This is a genomic window from Eubacterium segne, from assembly GCF_014287775.1.
GTDB lineage: Bacteria > Bacillota > Clostridia > Lachnospirales > Lachnospiraceae > Eubacterium_G > Eubacterium_G segne.
In genome coordinates, this window is the sequence record NZ_JACOOZ010000003.1 from 302,595 (window position 1) to 320,245 (window position 17,651).

Consider the following 17,651-nt stretch of genomic DNA (forward strand, 5'->3'; position numbering starts at 1 on the left):
TATGGTATCACAGGTTAAACAAACTCTTTTATTGATTATACTACATTTTTTGCAAGTTTGGGTATTTTTCTATGCATAGGACAAAACCGTCAAACAATTTATATTTAAATGCCTTCCAATCAACAAATATCATTATCTTTTCCTACTTCTTACGTATCCTTCCTCAATATTCCTAAATACTCCTCATAGACAAACACTCTATTTCTCGCAGCATTGGTGGTCTCCTGCAAAATACCAAGTTCGACGAGCTTCTTTACTGCCGTAGCTACTGTATTATAACTAATACCTAATTTCTTAGCAGTTCTCTTAATATCAATAATCGGATATTGCTCGATATAATCAAACACAGCCCTTAAATTATCTTTACTTCTAGTGGTTTTCGGAAGCTTTTCTATGTTAGTTTCATGCAATACAGAAAGCTGACGAATTGTTTCTAAAGAATCAGATGCTGCTTTACTCACTGATTCCAAAAAGAATCTTATCCATTGTTCAAAGTTTCCACTTCTTCTAACTTCACTAATTCGGTCATAATATTCTACCTGGTTTTTTTTCAAAAAATATGATATATAAATGACTGGTTTTGCAAGCAATCCCTGTTCCATCAGATAAAGAAGTATTAAAAGTCTTCCGATTCTTCCATTGCCGTCCAAAAATGGATGTATTGTCTCAAACTGATAGTGAATCAATGCTACCCGAATCAATGAATCATAATCCGTATTCTCATTAACATATTTTTCTAAATCATCCATGGCTTCTTGCATATCATCTACATTTGGAGGAATATATCTTGCATCTTTTAATGAGCAGTTGGCTGGCCCAATCCAGTTTTGAGAATGTCTAAACTCTCCCGGCGTCTTATCCTGTCCACGAACATTTTCCATTAATACTTCATGTATTTCTCTTATTAATCTGCAACATAAAGGTAATTCTTCCAGACGCTTTAATGCATACTGTGTTGCTTTCACATAATTAATGACATCTGAAACATCCAGATTTGCATTTGTTTCCACTTCCGGATCTAGCACATCATCAAGAGTGCACTGTGTTCCTTCTATTTGTGAGGAAATTAATGCTTCTTTTCTAACATACATTAATATAAACAAATCCGCATTTGAAATTAACTGTGATGCAGTATCTAGTTTTACAAGTTGTTTATTGGCATCTACTAAAAGTCTTACCATTTCCTCATCCATTTTAATTTTTGGCATTGGCGGTAATGGATTTGGTTTAAAAGATTGATAAGTAGCCTCTCCTGTTAAATTGTCAACATACGTTCCTGCTCGACTCATAAAATTTCACCTCTTTTTGAAATAATTATACTGATTATACCTCTTTTATTTCAAAAAATCACCGTGTTTTTGAAATAGATCTATTATTTTTTGTGCCTTATTTCAAAAAATCTTTTTTTGCAACTGCTATAACTGCTTTTGCTCTCATGTATTCCCCATAACCTATTAGAAAGACTTTTGTGGTTAATTGTAATCCAACATATTTTCTATAAATATTCCGTACCCTTTAGTTGGATCATTAACAAAAACATGGGTTACAGCCCCAATAATGTGCCCATTTTGAATAATGGGAGAGCCGCTCATTCCCTGAACTATCCCATTGGTCTTTTTTAAAAGTTCTTGGTCAGTAACTTTAATAACCATATTTTTTTCCTTATTGTTTACATTTATTTCCTCAATTTCTATATCATAATATTCAACATTTCCATTAGTAATAAACTGTATTTTTGCATCTCCTTTTTCTATTTCATCGTGGAATGCCACTTCCATTTTTTTCAGATTATATTTTGAAACTATGTCACTGTTGATTGTTCCTGACAAGCCGCAAAATCTGTTATCCTCTATATTTCCCAATACATTATTTTCATTGTAAAGTATTGTTCCGCAAAGTCCTCCCGGTTTGCCTTTTTCACCTTTTTTTACTCCCCATATATTGGCATTATATATGGTTCCATTATGGGATGATAACAGTTTGCCCGTGTCTATGTCACTGATTCCATGACCTAATGCCCTGTACTTTCCGTCATCTGTTACATATGTTATGGTTCCAATTCCCTGAGAATCGTCTCTTACCCATATTCCCAGCATATATTCACCGTCACTGTTTCTTTCAGGTTTAATTTTCACAGTTCTTATTCCCGTTTCATTTCTTACTGTAAGTAACACTTCTTTATTGCCGTTTTCATTTATCAAATATGATAACTGTGCCTTATTACTTACACTTATGTCATTAAATTTTACAATGTACTCCCCTTCATTTACTTTGTTTTTTGCAGGAGATATTTTATCCCCTGTTCCTGTATCAATGTCACCGGTTCCGATTATCATTACCCCCTGGGTTTTCAAATATAATCCTACAGGAAGTCCCACAGGATAGGCATATTCTTTATCCACTACCTTTACATTGGTATTTTTTAAATCAAAAATACCGAACAGCTTATATTTGCCCTTATAATTTCCCTTTTCACCGGAATATATATCATTTTCCCCTGATAATTTCACAGTATTTTCCCCTGTAACATCCAGCGAAACAGGCATTGAAAACTGATATTTTGTAACTTTGTTTGTTCCCACAAATATTGTATCCGGCAGGTTATTTTTTACATATAATGCTCCTGAAACAAGTATTACAATAAGTGCCGCCAATATTGATGCAATAATGCATTTTTTATATATTTTCATCATATTCATCCCTCCTGATATTATTCCCTTATTTTTCTATCATAATCACCTATGTGTTCCATCCCCTTTTTCTTAAAAATACCAAAAAAAGAAGGAAAACATAATCTTTAACCGATTAATGTTCTCCTTCTTAATATTCCAAAAAACTCAACTTTAAACCAAGTTACTTTTTGTTCTGTCTGCCATATCTTTCATTTCAATTGCGTGGGCAATTGCGGCATCTGTCATAGTTCCGTCACCATTAATTCTGACAATTTCTTTTATTGATTCTTCTCTAGTTAATTTCACAATATTTGTAGCTGTGGAATTATCTTCCATGTCTTTTTTTATAAGATAATGACTATCTGCCATTGCTGCTATCTGAGACAAATGTGATATACATATAACCTGATGATTTGCGCTTATTTTTGCAAGTTTTTCAGCCACCATGCTGGCTGTTTTGCCACTTATACCTGTGTCAATTTCATCAAAAATCAAAGTTTCAATTTCATCCTCTCCTGCAAGAAGAGATTTAATTGCAAGCATTATTCTTGATAATTCACCGCCGGATGCCACCTTAGCAAGAGGTCTTACAGGCTCACCGGGATTAGTGGATATCATAAATTCCACATTATCAAATCCTTTATCTGTTATCTTATCCTTTTTTGTAATATTTATCTTAAAATCAACAGATAAGAAATTCAAATCCTTAAGTGCATCAGTTATGCTATTTTGTAACTCTTTTGCAGCTGTTTTTCTGATCTTTGAGGCTCTTTCCGACAGCACCTGAAGCTTCTCCCGGCTTTCTGTTATTAATCCTTTAATTTGGTCAATTTTTTCACTATAATTATTTAATTCATCAAGATATGACTGTTTCTTATCCTGATACTGCAAAATATCATCTATGGTCTTCCCATATTTTAATTTTAAATGGTTTATGGTATCAAGCCGCTCACTTATTCTGCTTACTTCCCTTGGGTCATATTCTAATTCACCGGTATAATCAGAAATCTCTGCCGACAAATCCCTACAAACGGAATCTATATCAAACAAAGTCTCCTTAAATCCGTTTATTTTTTCGTCAAAATTACTTATGGAGCTTATTTCCTGTGTTGCCTTAGATATTAACTCACCTGCTGACTGCATACTGTCATAACCTATAAGTCCATACACAGATGACAGGGTTTCCACTATATTTTCGCTATTGGACAACTTCTTATACTGCTCTTCAAGCTCCTCATCCTCACCGGGAATAAGATTGGCATTTTCTATTTCATTTACTTCATACATAGAAAACTCAATCTCCCTCATCCTTTGTGCCTCATCTATATTATAGGATGACAGCCGGGACTTAAGTTCAGTATAATTACCATATTCAGCAGATAATCCCTTTAAAATATCCGCCATTTCCTTTTTAGCATATTTATCAAGAATATTTAAATGATTAGAAACATATAATAATGACTGGTGTTCATGCTGACCGTGAATGTCAACTAACATTCCCATTACTTTTTTTAAAACATTAACATTAACTGTCTCACCATTTATTTTTGACACGCTTCTGCTTTCTGATATTTTTCTTGAAACAGTAATAATATTTCCCTCTTCCATAAAAATATCCATCTGCTTAAGCTTAGAAGCACAAACTTCATCTACCTGAAATGTCAGTTCCACTAAGGCAAACTGTGCTCCTGTACGGATAATATCCTTAGATACTTTATTTCCCAGGGCAATATTAACAGAGCCTAAAAGTAATGACTTTCCGGCTCCCGTTTCACCTGTAAGCACAATCAGACCTTTGCTAAAATCTACATCAGCTTCTTTAATTAATGCAAGATTCTTTACATGTAAATTAATTAACATATTTTCTCCTTCTGTGCTCATCTCCCGTTTTTAATATTTAAATAGCCTCTTCTATACGTGCTTTTACTACCGGTGCATCTTCCTTTGTTTTAATGATACACATAATTGTGTCATCTCCTGCTATACAGCCAACAACATTTTCAATACTCATGGCATCTACAGCTGCACCAACTGCCATTGCCATACCTGAAACAGTCTTTATAACAAGAATGTTCTCAGCTATTTCCATTTTTAAAATGCCGTCACTTAATACTCTTAAATACTTTCCGTAAATGCCACCTAATGCACTTACTGCAATGGAGTATTTCTGTCCACCATCCGGTGAAACTGATTTGGTAAGGTTAAGCTCTCTAATATCTCTTGATATTGTAGCCTGTGTTACCGTAAATCCTTCCTTTTCCAATAATGCTGCTAACTCATCCTGAGTTTCAACATTTCTTTCAGTTATTAATTCAATTATTTTACGTTGTCTCTTTGTCTTCACTTTTACCTTTTCCTATCTTAATTTATCTTTTACTGCCTGTAGGAAACTGCTTTCATCAAGTTTTGCAATTTCCGTAGTTTCATCAGCAACACTGATTCTTATTATATCACCGGATACTATATTGTAAATGCCGTCACCGTCAAAAGCAACAGTTCTTCTTTCTTCATTTGGTGTTCTGCTTTCACCTATTACAACCTCAATTTCATCATTTTTTGAAAAAATGATGCTTCTGTTAGTTAAAGTATGAGGGCAAATAGGGGTCAGCATAATCAAATGAGAATCCGGTCTTGCCAAAGGTCCTCCTGCTGAAAGATTATAAGCCGTAGACCCTGTTGGAGTGGACAATATAATACCGTCCGCCTCAAAATTGCCAAGAAGCTGTCCATTTACGAATACTTCATATCTTGTGATTGCCATATCAGCTGCTCTATGTATAACGATGTCATTTAAAACCGTAGATTCATATATGACATTATTATCCCTTATTATTTCACCCTTTAACATCATCCTGGATTCCACATTAAATCTGTCATCCATTAATCTGTCAATGGCTGATTCTACATTTTCCGGAGAGATTTCCGCTAAAAAACCAAGAGTTCCTTTATTCACTCCCACAAATACCACATCAAGCTTCATCAAATCCTTTGCAGTATGTAAAAGAGTTCCGTCTCCACCTATACTTATAACACACTCTGTGTCTTTTGGAAACTCATTTGCATCAAGAACCCTGAAATCTCCCGTTGTAATGTCCACATTATCTGCTAAATAGCATTTACCACCTTTTAGCTTAATGTATTCAGAAGTTTTTTTCGCTAAATTCAATTCTTTATCTTTATAGCTGTTTGATACAATGCAAAAATTCTTCAAATTAAACACCTCTATTTATCAAGTTCCATATGTGAACACTCCACTACTTCACTTGGATTTACATTATTTTCCTGAAAATCTTCCCCTTCTTTTAATTTTTGTAAGTACAGTAAATATTCAATATTTCCCTCCGGTCCCTTTACCGGCGAAAAATCTAAATTAATAATTCCAAATCCTATGCTTTTTGCATATTCAATTACCATTTCTATAACCTGTGTATGTACTTTTTTATCTCTTACAACACCTTTTTTCCCAACGTTTTCCCTGCCTGCCTCAAACTGTGGTTTAATGAGACACACTATCTGTCCGTTTTCACTTAGCAGTTCTCTGACAGGAAGTAAAACTTTAGTTAATGATATAAATGATACATCAATGGACGCAAATTCAATTACGTCATCAATGTCATCCTGTGTAACATACCTTATGTTAGTTCTATCCATGCATACAACTCTGTCATCCTGAACTAATTTCCATGCAAGCTGTCCATGTCCCACATCCACAGAATATACCTTTACTGCTCCATTTTGTAACATACAGTCTGTAAATCCTCCTGTGGAGGCACCAACATCCATACATATTTTGTTGTCAACACACACACCGAATTTGTCCATTGCCTTTTCTAACTTAAGACCGCCACGGCTTACATATTTAAGAGTTTTACCTCTTACCTCTATATTTACCTTTTCATCAAAAGAAGTTCCTGCTTTATCTTCCCTTACGTTATCCACAAAGACAATACCACTCATTATTATTGCCTTAGCCTTTTCCCTTGAAGGTGCAAGACCTCTTTTCACCAGTAATACATCTAGTCTTTCTTTCATTTCAGTAAACCCATTACCTTTTCATATATTTTTTTATCACTTATTCCTAATCTGTCTCTTAATTCTTCCACTGAGCCCTGTTCAACAAATTTATCCTCTATTGCCATAACTGAAACTTTAGTGTTTAAGTTATTTTCCTGAGCATAAGCTTCAACACTTTCACCAAATCCGCCTTTTTTAATAGCTTCCTCAACTACAATTATGTTTTTATGGTTCTTAGCAAGATTTTCAATCATACCATAATCCACAGGCTTTATAAATCTTGCATTTACAAAGGTTACATTTATGCCATTATTTTCAAGGCTGCTTACTGCTTTTTGTGTTTCCTCAACCATATTTCCCACAGCGATTATGGCAATGTCTCTACCTTGCTTTATAATTTCACTTTTGCCATATTCAAATTTATAATTATCATTATGACTTATATAGGCACTGCCTCTTGCAAATCTGACTGCCACAGGAGCGTCAAAATCCATTGCAAACTCCAGTGCTTCTTCTAATTCCCTTTTATCCTTAGGTGCTATCATTGTAAGGTTAGGAATTGCCGACATAAAAGATATATCAAAAATTCCCTGATGGGTTTCCCCATCTCTTCCTACAAGTCCTGCCCTGTCCACTATAAATGTAACAGGAAGTTTTTGAAGACATACATCATGTAATATTTCATCATATGCTCTCTGATAAAAAGAAGAATATATGGAAATTACAGGCTTATAACCTGATGCTGCCAGTCCCGCTGCAAAGGTTACTCCATGTTCTTCCGCTATTCCCACATCAAAGAAACGCTTTGGATATTTCTTTGCAAACAAATCAAGTCCTGTTCCGTCTCTCATTGCTGCAGTAATTGCAACTATCTTCTTATTTTTTGAAGCCAGTTCTACAAGTTTTTTTGAAAAAACATCTGTGTATGTCATAGTCTTCTTATGCACCGTTTCTAATCCGGTTTCAATATGAAAACTGTTAATTCCATGATATTTTGACGGATTTTTCTCTGCAAAGGTATATCCTTTTCCCTTTTTGGTTTTAACGTGTATAACTATGGGATGCTCAATTTTAAGGGCATCATTGAAAATATCTATCATTCCGTTAATATCATGACCGTTTACAGGTCCGATATAGGTTATACCTATATCATCAAACAATCCGCCATGGATAATAAGATTTTTAAGATTATCCTTTGTTTTTTTTACACTTTTAACCAGTTTCTGACCTATTCCCGGAATTTTGCTTAATGAATGCTCCACATCAATTTTAAAATCATTATAATGTTCACCAACCCTGAACTTATTTAAATAATTTGACATGCTTCCTACATTTTCAGAAATGGACATATCATTGTCATTTAAAATAATAACGAAATTCTTGTTTAATGAAGCCACATTATTTAAAGCCTCTAACGCCAGCCCTCCTGTAAGGGCTCCGTCACCAATTACAGCTACAACCCTGTTGTCATTGCCATTTAAACTGTTAGCTACCGCCATTCCAAGAGCTGCGGAAATAGATGTTGAGCTGTGACCTGTGTCAAAGCTGTCACATTCACATTCATTTCTCTTAGGGAAACCACTTAACCCGTCAAGCTGTCTTAAAGTATCAAACTGATTTTTTCTTCCTGTTAAGATTTTGTGGGTATAAGACTGATGTCCCACATCCCACACAATTTTATCTTCCGGTAAATTAAGTACCGCATGAAGTGCAATAGTAAGGTCTACCGTTCCTAAATTAGAAGCTAAATGCCCTCCGGTTTTGCTGACAGAAGAAATAAGAAATTCCCTTATTTCCTGCGCTAACTTAGGATAATCACTTCTGGATATTTTTTTTATATCATTTGGTTTATTAATATTATCTAATATTTTACCCATTGTTTTCTCACTAAAAAATTTATTTATCTCTATCTATAAGCTTTACAAATAAAAACTTCAAGAATGCATCATCTTTATTTAAACTCTCTAATAATTCAATGGCATCCCTTGAATATCTCTTAACATGCTCCTTAGAGATATTTACACCAAGTAAAGAAACATATGTAGTTTTGTGATTTTTTTCGTCGCTTAAAACTGCCTTTCCTAACTGATTAGTATCTCCCGTTACATCCAGAATATCGTCCTGTATCTGGAAAGCCACACCTATGCTTTTAGCAATCTTTTCTACTATATCTATTTCTTCCGCTTTTGCTCCTGCAAGTATGGCTCCTGCCATCATTGAACCTTCAATAAGAGCTGCTGTTTTTAAATTATGAATATAATTAATGGTATCAATGGACATTTCTTTTCCTTCATTTTCAACGTCTACCGTCTGTCCTCCCACCATTCCATATATTCCTGCTTTTCTGGCAATAGTCTGCATGGCTCTTATGGCACGTTTTGGATACTTGCTGTTCATTACTGCATCAGACATTATTTCATAAGCATAATTAAGCAATGCATCTCCTGCAAGTATTGCCATATTTTCACCGAATTTAGCGTGAGTTGTAAGCTTACCTCTTCTGTATTTATCATTATCCATTGCCGGTAAATCATCATGTACTAACGAATATGTGTGTATCATTTCTATGGCAGCCATAAAAGGATATGCCTCCTCTTCCTCGCCTCCAAATAATTTAAGTGTCTCTAATAATACAAGGGGACGCAAACGTTTTCCCCCGGCTTTTACACTATAATTCATTGCATCAATTACTGTCTGCTGTAATCCTTCTTCAGTAGGACAAAAACTATATATAATGTCTGTTACCTTATCGATTTTGTTATTATATAATATCTGTAATTTATCCATTTATATTACCTTCTTCTATTATTTTAATCTGCTTTTCCATGGAATCTAATTTTTCATTACATTCCTTAATAAGCGTTAACCCCTGATTGTAAAGTTCAAAGGAACGGTCAAGGGTAACGTCTTCTTTTTGCATCTCTGCAATAATACTTTCTATTTCATTAAAACTCTCTTCTACAGATTTTTTATTTTCACTCATGGCTACTCCTTACTTTCCTGAAAAACTTCCACTACCTTTGCTTTAATTGTGCCATCTTTAATAATAAGTGACATTTCATCATCTGCTTTTACCTGACTCACAGAGGTAAGTGGTTTCTTATTGCCATCTGTTACATATGCAAAGCCTTTTGATATTTTATTAAGTGGTGACATTCCATTTAGTCTCTCTGCATAAATCTGAAGCTTATGTTTTCTATCATTTAATACATCATTTAATTCTTTGGATAACTTAGTCATTAACTCATCACTGTACTGTCTCCTACTTTGAAGCTGATTAACAGGACTAAATAAATTAACTGACGTTTCATAGGACTTAAGACTTTTTCTGTATATTTTTAATTTATTGTCTATTGACGAAAAAAGCAGTCTGCTATAATTTAGCTGTTTTTCCATAAATTCACTGTAATCAAACACTGCCAGTTCCGCCGCCGCAGATGGTGTAGGTGCCCTCATATCAGCTACAAAATCAGCTATTGTAAAGTCAGTTTCATGACCTACTGCAGATATAACAGGCGTATCGCAGTCAAAAATTGCCTTAGCTACAATTTCCTCATTAAACGCCCACAAATCCTCTATGCTTCCACCACCTCTGCCAACTATAATAACGTCTAAATCCATGGAATCTAAACATCTTATGGCATTAACAATATCCACTGCCGCTCCCTGTCCCTGAACAAGACACGGATATAAATACAACTGTACAAAAGGATTTCTTCTTTTTGAGATGTTTATAATATCCTGTATTGCAGCCCCTGTACTTGCAGTACAGATACCTACTTTAGTTGCATACTTTGGAATAGGCTTTTTGTACATTTTATCAAAAAGACCCATTTCCTCTAACTGGGTTTTCAGTTGTTCAAATCTCTGGTACAAAAGACCTGTGCCCTCTAAAATAATCTGCTTTGCGTATAACTGATATTTTCCGTCTCTTTCGTATACACTAACACTTCCAAGAGCAATTACTTTCTGTCCCTCTTCAAGTTTAAACTTCAACCCTTTTCTGTTTCCGGCAAACATAACTGCAGATATGACACCGGTACTGTCTTTTAATGTAAAATAAATATGTCCTGATGTATGATATTTGCAATTACTTATTTCACCTTTTATATATATGTTATTTAATGCAAAATCAGCATTAAACATATTTTTAATATAAGCATTCACCTGACCTACGGAATATACAGATGCCATTGCCTTCTCCTAAATTCTAATATAATTTCGCCAATATTCCATTTACAAAGGAAGAAGATTCTTCTCCGCCATATTTTTTAGCTAAATTAATTGCCTGATCTATGGCAACCTTCTGAGGGACTTCTTCATCCATTTTCATTTCATAATATGCTAAACGAAGTATGGTAAGATCAACCTTTGACATACGTTCCGTACTCCAGCCTACAGCTACTTCATTAATTTTTTTGTCTATTTCTTCTATGTTTTTCTCTATATCAATTACTCTGGCAGTTATATATTCCCTGTCTGCCTCTTTTGCTATAATGGGGTCTTCTTTATTTTCGTTTATATCATTTTGATTTTCAATAAGCATATCTAACTGTTTTGCCACTTCATTAGCCTCATGGAAATCATTACTAAACAGCAATAAGAAAGTACACTCTCTGGATTTTTCCCTTTTCATAATTATATCCTTTCAAAAACATGTCAATTATAAGCCTTACGGCTTCTACTGCAAAAAGGGTGCCTCTAAGGCACCCTTTAAAAGTCCTGATTAATTCGATAAAACATTAGAAATATTTACATTTACTCCGGCAACTTCCATGCCTGTCATATTTTCAACTGTAGTTTTAACTTTATCCTGTACCTTGTTTGAAATTTTAACAATGTTTTCATTCATTCTGAGAACAATTGATAAATCAATAACTACTGTATTTTCGTCCACTTTAACTCTAACGCCTTTTGAAAGCTTTTTCATTCCTAATCTTGCCACAATCTCTGCCGTAATGTTTCCTGCCATAGCAAGCACTCCGTCCACTTCCATAGCCGCCATAGCTGAAATAACAGCTAAGACATCGTCACTAATGTGTACTTCTCCTAATTCCGAATTATCATTTATTATATATGTGTTTCTTTCAGCTTCCATGTATACCTCCTGGATATTAAAGTCATTCTATCCTTGTAAGTATACCATTAAACCTTTTTTTTTACAACTACCGTAAAGAATGAGTCATGAATTTTTATTCAACATTTTTTAATGCCTCATCCATAGGTACCTTCTTTATCTTTCTAAACTGCAATATAGCAACTAAACCATATGATACAATTCCCAGAACAAACATTTCCACATACACCTTTGGAGCAATGTATAACGAAAGCCATCCTGTATAATCTTTCATCATTTCAAAATAAATAACTTCAATTATTTCCTTTGAAATAATGATGCTTAATAAAATAGATATTACTACAACCCAGGTTGTTGCCATTAAATATAACCTGGCAATTTCTCCATTGTTATATCCCAATATTTTTACCATGGAAATGGAGTTTGTATTCTTTTCAATAATAAGTTTAGTAAGCAAATATATTAAAATTACAAATAGCACAACTGCAAAAATATTTATAAGATAGAATATTTGTCCCATGGAAACATTAAGCTGTCTTGATGTTTTGGTTAAATCATCCTCTGTAATACAGGAAGCAACATCTTTTTCCTTAATATTTAACTCCTTATTTGAAAAATATCCAGTGTAATAATCATCATCTTTATCAAATACCTTGCAGAATTCCTTATTGGACATAAATATTACCAGACCTGCCGGATATTCCACTGTACCCTTTATTTTGAATTTGTACTTTTTACTGCCATACTTCTCTTTTAAGGTAATGGTATCCCCTGCATTTACTCTATACTTCTGGCTAAAAGTATTAGAAACATAATATCCGTCACTTACATCATCTTTTAAATATTTGCTGTTATTTTCAATTCCATAAATACTTATATCCTCTTTCAGGCTGTATTTGCTAAATTCAAGACTGTTTAAACAATACTTTTCCGCCTCATCATCTTTTACATCCACCGGATTTTTAAGAACATACTGATAATTTGCCATCATATTGTCTACTATTTCATCCTGGTATTTTTCCAAAAGAGGATGCATCATAAGACCAAACATAAGCAAAATATTTGCAAAAGCGATACCTACAAATAAAGTAATATAGCTTACCTTATTTTGGAATATGATTCTTAATCTGAATCTGCTCATAAACTTAAATGCCGGAAGTTTAAAGGCTTTTTTGTTTTTCTTTTTGCTTAAATTCCTTCTGATAAATTTAAGAGGACTAAGTTTGAGCTTCTTATAAAGAGATATAAAATTAACCACCAGCATAATTATAAGAGGTACAACTGTTGTTAAAATAAATGCTTTTCCATTCCAGATAGTAACATATGTAGGCAGTGAATAGCTTCCGTAATACATACTTGCAGCAACATATTTAAAGGCTGTATATCCTAATATATTACCTATAACAGCTGCAACTAAAGACACCATTATTGGCAGGAATATATAATGCCTTATTAATTCTGTCCTTGTATAGCCTGATGCCCTAAGAGTTCCTATTACCGCTGCTTCCCTGGTTATAGTGTGATTAATTGTTACGGCAAAAACAAATGCCATTATTACAATAAGTATGTACAAAAGCACCAGCATCATTGACTGATCCCCGCCAATATCGTCCCCTGTAAACTGAATTGCATTGTTCTGATATCTTGGAATATATATTTCCACATTATTCTGAACCATATATACGTCTTCAACCATTTTTTCAAGGAATTTGTCAGACATTTTCTTTTCTTTTGTTTCATTTACCGGCTCATTACGGTACTTCCATACATAGCTGTAACTAATATTATGGTCAAATGCTTCAAAAACATCATCTTTAACTATGGCCACACCAAACAAAACCGCATCAAACATCAAATCATTATTATCTGAATACAATGCACTAAAATCTGACAATGCCACTAAACCTGAAACTTTAAATTTCTTATCTCCTACCCTGATTTTGTCCCCTACTTTAACCTTGTTGTTGTCAGCATACATTCTGTCAATTGTGATTTCATTGTCATTTTCAGGCATTTCGCCTTTCATAAGGCAGATTTTATTTACTTCTTTTCTGTCTTTAAACACTCTTAAAGTGCTGTCATTTTTGCCATCCATGTTACTGTCTGTATCAATATCCTTATAGAAATTTTCATACAAAGTAACATTTTCTTTTTCTATTTCCTTTATAAGGTCATTGTCTGCCTTTTTATCAAGAACAAAATGTCCGTCCTCAATATTATACTTTTCAAAGCTTTCATCGTAGGCGGTTTTCATGCTGCCTGCGGCAACTAAAAAGCCTGATATAAAGCCAATGGTAAGGGTCATAAAAAGAAAAATAACAAGATACTTGCTAAAATCTTCTTTAAGTTCTCTAAATATTCTTTTTCTCAATGGATTCTTCATTTAAGCCACCACCTTACCAGTCCAAATCACTTGCTGATACTTTATTTTTATTTTCAAAGCTGTCTCTGATTTTTCCGTCCTTTAATTTAATAACCTTATCTGCCATGTTCTTTATTGCATCATTGTGGGTAACCATAATAACGGTATTCCCATATTTTTTATTTACATTTTCAATTAACTTAAGGATTTCTTTTGATGTATTGTAATCTAACGCTCCTGTAGGTTCATCACAAAGAAGAATGTCCGGATTTTTTACTATTGCCCTTCCTATTGCTGTTCTTTGCTGCTGGCCTCCTGATAACTGGTTAGGAAGCTTATGTCTGTGTTCATAAAGTCCTAAAGTTTTTAACAAATCATCAATTTCTAAAGGATTATCGCTAAGATAAGCTCCTACTTCTATATTTTCCTTAACGTTTAAGTTAGGAATAAGATTGTACATCTGAAATACATATCCTAAATGTTTTCTTCTGTAATAAGTTAATTCCTTTTCTTTCATGTCAGCTGTTTTTTCACCGTTAATACTTATATATCCACTGTCGGCACTGTCAATTCCGCCTATTATATTAAGTAATGTGGATTTTCCTGAGCCTGATGGTCCCAGCAATACGCACATTTCACCTTTTTCCACTCCAAAGCTTATCCCTTTTAAAACATCTACTTTGTAATCACCACTTCCAAAACTTTTCTTTAATTCATTTATTTCTAAAAACATATACCTACCTTATCCTTTTTTTAATCAAAAAATCCCTCTGTAGACGACCCATAAGGTCTTCTACAGAAGGATTCTTAGGTCATCTTAGTTTCACTTTAATGACATCCCTTACACTTTTTACAATCTCCACCACACTGAAGAGATTTACCGTTTTTCTTATCCTTTACCATGCTTCTTATAACAAAAAATATTATAACTGCAAGTATAAGTAACACAATAGCTGTTCCTATCGTTCCATTCATAAAATCCTCCTTTGTAATAATGGAGTCCGGCAAAAACTAATGCCCAGTTAATTTTTGCCGGTCAGCATAATCAAAATAGCTTACTTAATTTATTTCAATTTTTATTAGTTGTTTTCCTTTGAAGGTCTGAATAACAGATATAAAAATCCGATTACTACTAAGATAGCAATAATTGTAAATATTCCAAATCCTGTTTCTCCTACAATAAGTCCACCAATCTGGTAAATAACCAAAGCTGTAAGATATGCGAAACATGTCATATATCCAATTGCAATCCAGAACCATTTTGAGTTATTCATTTCTCTCTTAATAGCACCCATAGCTGCGAAACATGGTGCACATAAAAGGTTGAATGCTAAGAATGCGTATCCTGCTACAGGTAACATTCCCTCGAAGTCTAATACTCCGAATACACCTACAACTTCTTCTTTTGCAACAAGTCCCATGATTGTAGCAACTGTTGCTGTTGCATCATTAAATCCTAATGGTGCAAATATCCATTTTACAACGTTACCGATTGAACCAAGTACGCTGTCTGCAAGTTCCATATCTGAACTATATCCAAATCCACTTCCTGTATTTCCGAAGTGTGAGCCAAGCCATACAACGATAGATGAAAGAAGGATGATTGTTCCTGCTTTCTTAATGAATGACCAGCCTCTTTCCCACATGCTTCTTAATACAGTACCAACTGTCGGCCAGTGGTATGCAGGAAGTTCCATAACGAATGGTGCAGGTTCTCCGGCAAAAAGTTTTGTTTTCTTTAAGATAATACCTGATGTAATAATTGCAAACATCCCAAGGAAGTATGCACTAGGTGCAACCCACCATGCTCCGTTAAATAAAGCTGCAGCAATTAACGCTATAATCGGAAGCTTTGCTCCACAAGGTATAAATGTTGTTGTCATAAGAGACATTTTTCTATCTCTGTCATTTTCAATTGTACGTGTAGCCATAAGTCCCGGAACACCACATCCTGTACCAATTAAGATAGGGATGAATGCTTTTCCTGATAATCCGAACTTTCTGAAAATTCTATCCATGATAAATGCTACTCTAGACATATATCCACAACTTTCAAGGAAAGCAAGGAATATGAAAAGTACAAGCATCTGAGGTACGAATCCAAGTACTGCACCTACACCGGCAATTATACCATCAATAATAAGTCCTGTTAAGAAGTCATTACAGTGAATAGCTTCTAACCCATTGCCAACTAATACAGGAATACCAGGAACCCATACTCCATATTCTGATGTATCAGGGCCTGTAAATTCTCCTTCTTCATCAATGGCATCTCCAAGAGCTTCGTCCATGTTAAGACCTTTTTCATCAAAAGCGTCATTATATGAACCGTAAGCTTCTTCGAAAGCACCAAAGTCCTTGTCAGCAATAGCATCTTTTACTTCTTCTGCACCGGCAACGTTTTCTTTTACAGCCTTTTCAGCAATCTGCTCAAGCTCTGTAGAGAACACGTTTTCATCTGCCCATTTATCCAAATCTTCCTCGTACTGTGCAGTTCCTATTCCAAACAAATGGAATCCGTCACCGAACACACCGTCATTAGTCCAGTCTGTAGCCCATGTACCAACTGTTGTAACTGATATGTAATAAACAATACACATAACAACGGCAAAAATCGGTAATGCCAATATACGGTTTGTTACGATTCTATCAATCTTATCTGATGCTGTAAGTTTATCAGATTTTGCCTTTGTTACACAATCTTTTATAATTGATGAAATATAAACATATCTTTCGTTTGTAATAATACTTTCTGTATCATCGTCAAAAGCTTTTTCTAACTTATCAATCTGCTTTGACACATCCGGAACAGTCCTCATTATTTCCCTGATTTTTTCATCTCTCTCTAAAAGCTTAATTGCAAAGAATCTTTTCTGTTCTTCCGGAATATCTGCTGAAAGTAATCCCTTAGTTTCATCAATAACTTCTTCAACTTCATTGGCAAACTTATGAACAACTGTATTCTTCTTTTTGCTTTCTGCAAGTTTTACGGCTTTATTTGCCAAATCCCTAATTCCTGTTCCTTTAAGAGCTGAAATTTCAACAACTTCACAGCCTAACTTTTCGCTTAACTTGTTAATATGTATTTTATCCCCTCTTTTTTCAAGAACGTCTAACATATTAACTGCCATAATTACAGGAATACCAAGTTCCATAATCTGAGTTGACAAATATAAGTTTCTTTCAATATTTGTACCATCAACTATATTAATAATAGCATCAGGTCTTTCATTAATAAGATAATTTCTTGCCACAACCTCTTCCAAAGTGTATGGTGACAATGAATAAATACCAGGTAAATCCATAAGAGCCACATCTTTATGACCTTTAAGCTTACCTTCCTTCTTTTCTACTGTAACGCCAGGCCAGTTTCCAACAAACTGATTAGAACCGGTTAATGCGTTAAATAATGTTGTTTTTCCGCTGTTAGGGTTTCCGGCTAACGCAACTTTAATTGACATATTTACTTCCTTTCTAAATAACAAGAATTATTTTGTTTGTTGATTCTACTTTTTGTTAGCATTTG

Annotated in this window: 16 protein-coding genes; all 16 read right to left on the reverse strand. The window is 34.3% G+C overall.

Going from position 1 to position 17,651, the window contains the following annotated elements; translation table 11 throughout:
* Positions 1-149 precede the first annotated feature (149 nt).
* The 16 genes from H8S00_RS06080 to feoB all read right to left on the reverse strand — a co-directional run bounded on the left by H8S00_RS06080 (position 150) and on the right by feoB (position 17,586).
* Positions 150-1,289, reverse strand: coding sequence for a Fic family protein (locus H8S00_RS06080; RefSeq protein WP_118588480.1), 1,140 nt, complete (start codon positions 1,287-1,289; stop codon positions 150-152).
* Between the two features lie 183 nt (positions 1,290-1,472).
* The gene (gene spoIVB, locus H8S00_RS06085; RefSeq protein ID WP_158576769.1) at positions 1,473-2,693 is read right to left on the reverse strand and encodes a SpoIVB peptidase; all 1,221 of its coding nucleotides are present in this window, start codon (positions 2,691-2,693) and stop codon (positions 1,473-1,475) included.
* A gap of 150 nt (positions 2,694-2,843) precedes the next feature.
* Complete coding sequence (recN, locus tag H8S00_RS06090) at positions 2,844-4,532, reverse strand: DNA repair protein RecN (protein WP_118588478.1); 1,689 nt, start codon at positions 4,530-4,532, stop codon at positions 2,844-2,846.
* Positions 4,533-4,569: 37 nt separating this feature from the next.
* Complete coding sequence (locus tag H8S00_RS06095; RefSeq protein WP_021953230.1) at positions 4,570-5,016, reverse strand: arginine repressor; 447 nt, start codon at positions 5,014-5,016, stop codon at positions 4,570-4,572.
* A gap of 12 nt (positions 5,017-5,028) precedes the next feature.
* On the reverse strand, positions 5,029-5,883 hold the full coding sequence (locus H8S00_RS06100) for an NAD(+)/NADH kinase (RefSeq protein ID WP_021953231.1): 855 nt from the start codon (positions 5,881-5,883) through the stop codon (positions 5,029-5,031).
* 11 nt (positions 5,884-5,894) lie between these two features.
* The gene (locus H8S00_RS06105; protein WP_118588476.1) at positions 5,895-6,704 is read right to left on the reverse strand and encodes a TlyA family RNA methyltransferase; all 810 of its coding nucleotides are present in this window, start codon (positions 6,702-6,704) and stop codon (positions 5,895-5,897) included.
* The gene (gene dxs / locus H8S00_RS06110) at positions 6,701-8,563 is read right to left on the reverse strand and encodes a 1-deoxy-D-xylulose-5-phosphate synthase (protein WP_118588475.1); all 1,863 of its coding nucleotides are present in this window, start codon (positions 8,561-8,563) and stop codon (positions 6,701-6,703) included. The genes H8S00_RS06105 and dxs overlap by 4 nt, the downstream gene beginning before the upstream one ends.
* 19 nt (positions 8,564-8,582) lie before the next feature.
* Complete coding sequence (locus tag H8S00_RS06115) at positions 8,583-9,473, reverse strand: polyprenyl synthetase family protein (RefSeq protein ID WP_021953234.1); 891 nt, start codon at positions 9,471-9,473, stop codon at positions 8,583-8,585.
* Positions 9,466-9,669 carry an exodeoxyribonuclease VII small subunit gene (gene xseB / locus H8S00_RS06120; protein WP_021953235.1) on the reverse strand — a complete coding sequence of 68 codons (204 nt, stop codon included), beginning with the start codon at positions 9,667-9,669 and terminating at the stop codon, positions 9,466-9,468. Before xseB ends, H8S00_RS06115 begins: the two co-directional genes overlap by 8 nt.
* Before the next feature lie 2 nt (positions 9,670-9,671).
* A complete protein-coding gene (xseA, locus tag H8S00_RS06125) occupies positions 9,672-10,880 on the reverse strand; it encodes an exodeoxyribonuclease VII large subunit (RefSeq protein ID WP_021953236.1) in 1,209 nt (402 codons plus the stop codon).
* Positions 10,881-10,896: 16 nt separating this feature from the next.
* Complete coding sequence (nusB, locus tag H8S00_RS06130; protein WP_118588474.1) at positions 10,897-11,322, reverse strand: transcription antitermination factor NusB; 426 nt, start codon at positions 11,320-11,322, stop codon at positions 10,897-10,899.
* Between the two features lie 90 nt (positions 11,323-11,412).
* Positions 11,413-11,784, reverse strand: coding sequence for an Asp23/Gls24 family envelope stress response protein (locus H8S00_RS06135; protein WP_021953238.1), 372 nt, complete (start codon positions 11,782-11,784; stop codon positions 11,413-11,415).
* Between the two features lie 94 nt (positions 11,785-11,878).
* Positions 11,879-14,146, reverse strand: coding sequence for an ABC transporter permease (locus tag H8S00_RS06140; RefSeq protein WP_118588473.1), 2,268 nt, complete (start codon positions 14,144-14,146; stop codon positions 11,879-11,881).
* A gap of 13 nt (positions 14,147-14,159) precedes the next feature.
* Positions 14,160-14,858, reverse strand: coding sequence for an ABC transporter ATP-binding protein (locus H8S00_RS06145; protein WP_118588472.1), 699 nt, complete (start codon positions 14,856-14,858; stop codon positions 14,160-14,162).
* Between the two features lie 95 nt (positions 14,859-14,953).
* The gene (locus H8S00_RS06150; protein WP_021953241.1) at positions 14,954-15,100 is read right to left on the reverse strand and encodes a FeoB-associated Cys-rich membrane protein; all 147 of its coding nucleotides are present in this window, start codon (positions 15,098-15,100) and stop codon (positions 14,954-14,956) included.
* 104 nt (positions 15,101-15,204) lie between these two features.
* Positions 15,205-17,586: a ferrous iron transporter B gene (gene feoB / locus H8S00_RS06155; RefSeq protein WP_118588471.1), complete on the reverse strand. Its 2,382-nt coding sequence runs from the start codon at positions 17,584-17,586 to the stop codon at positions 15,205-15,207.
* Positions 17,587-17,651 lie beyond the last annotated feature (65 nt).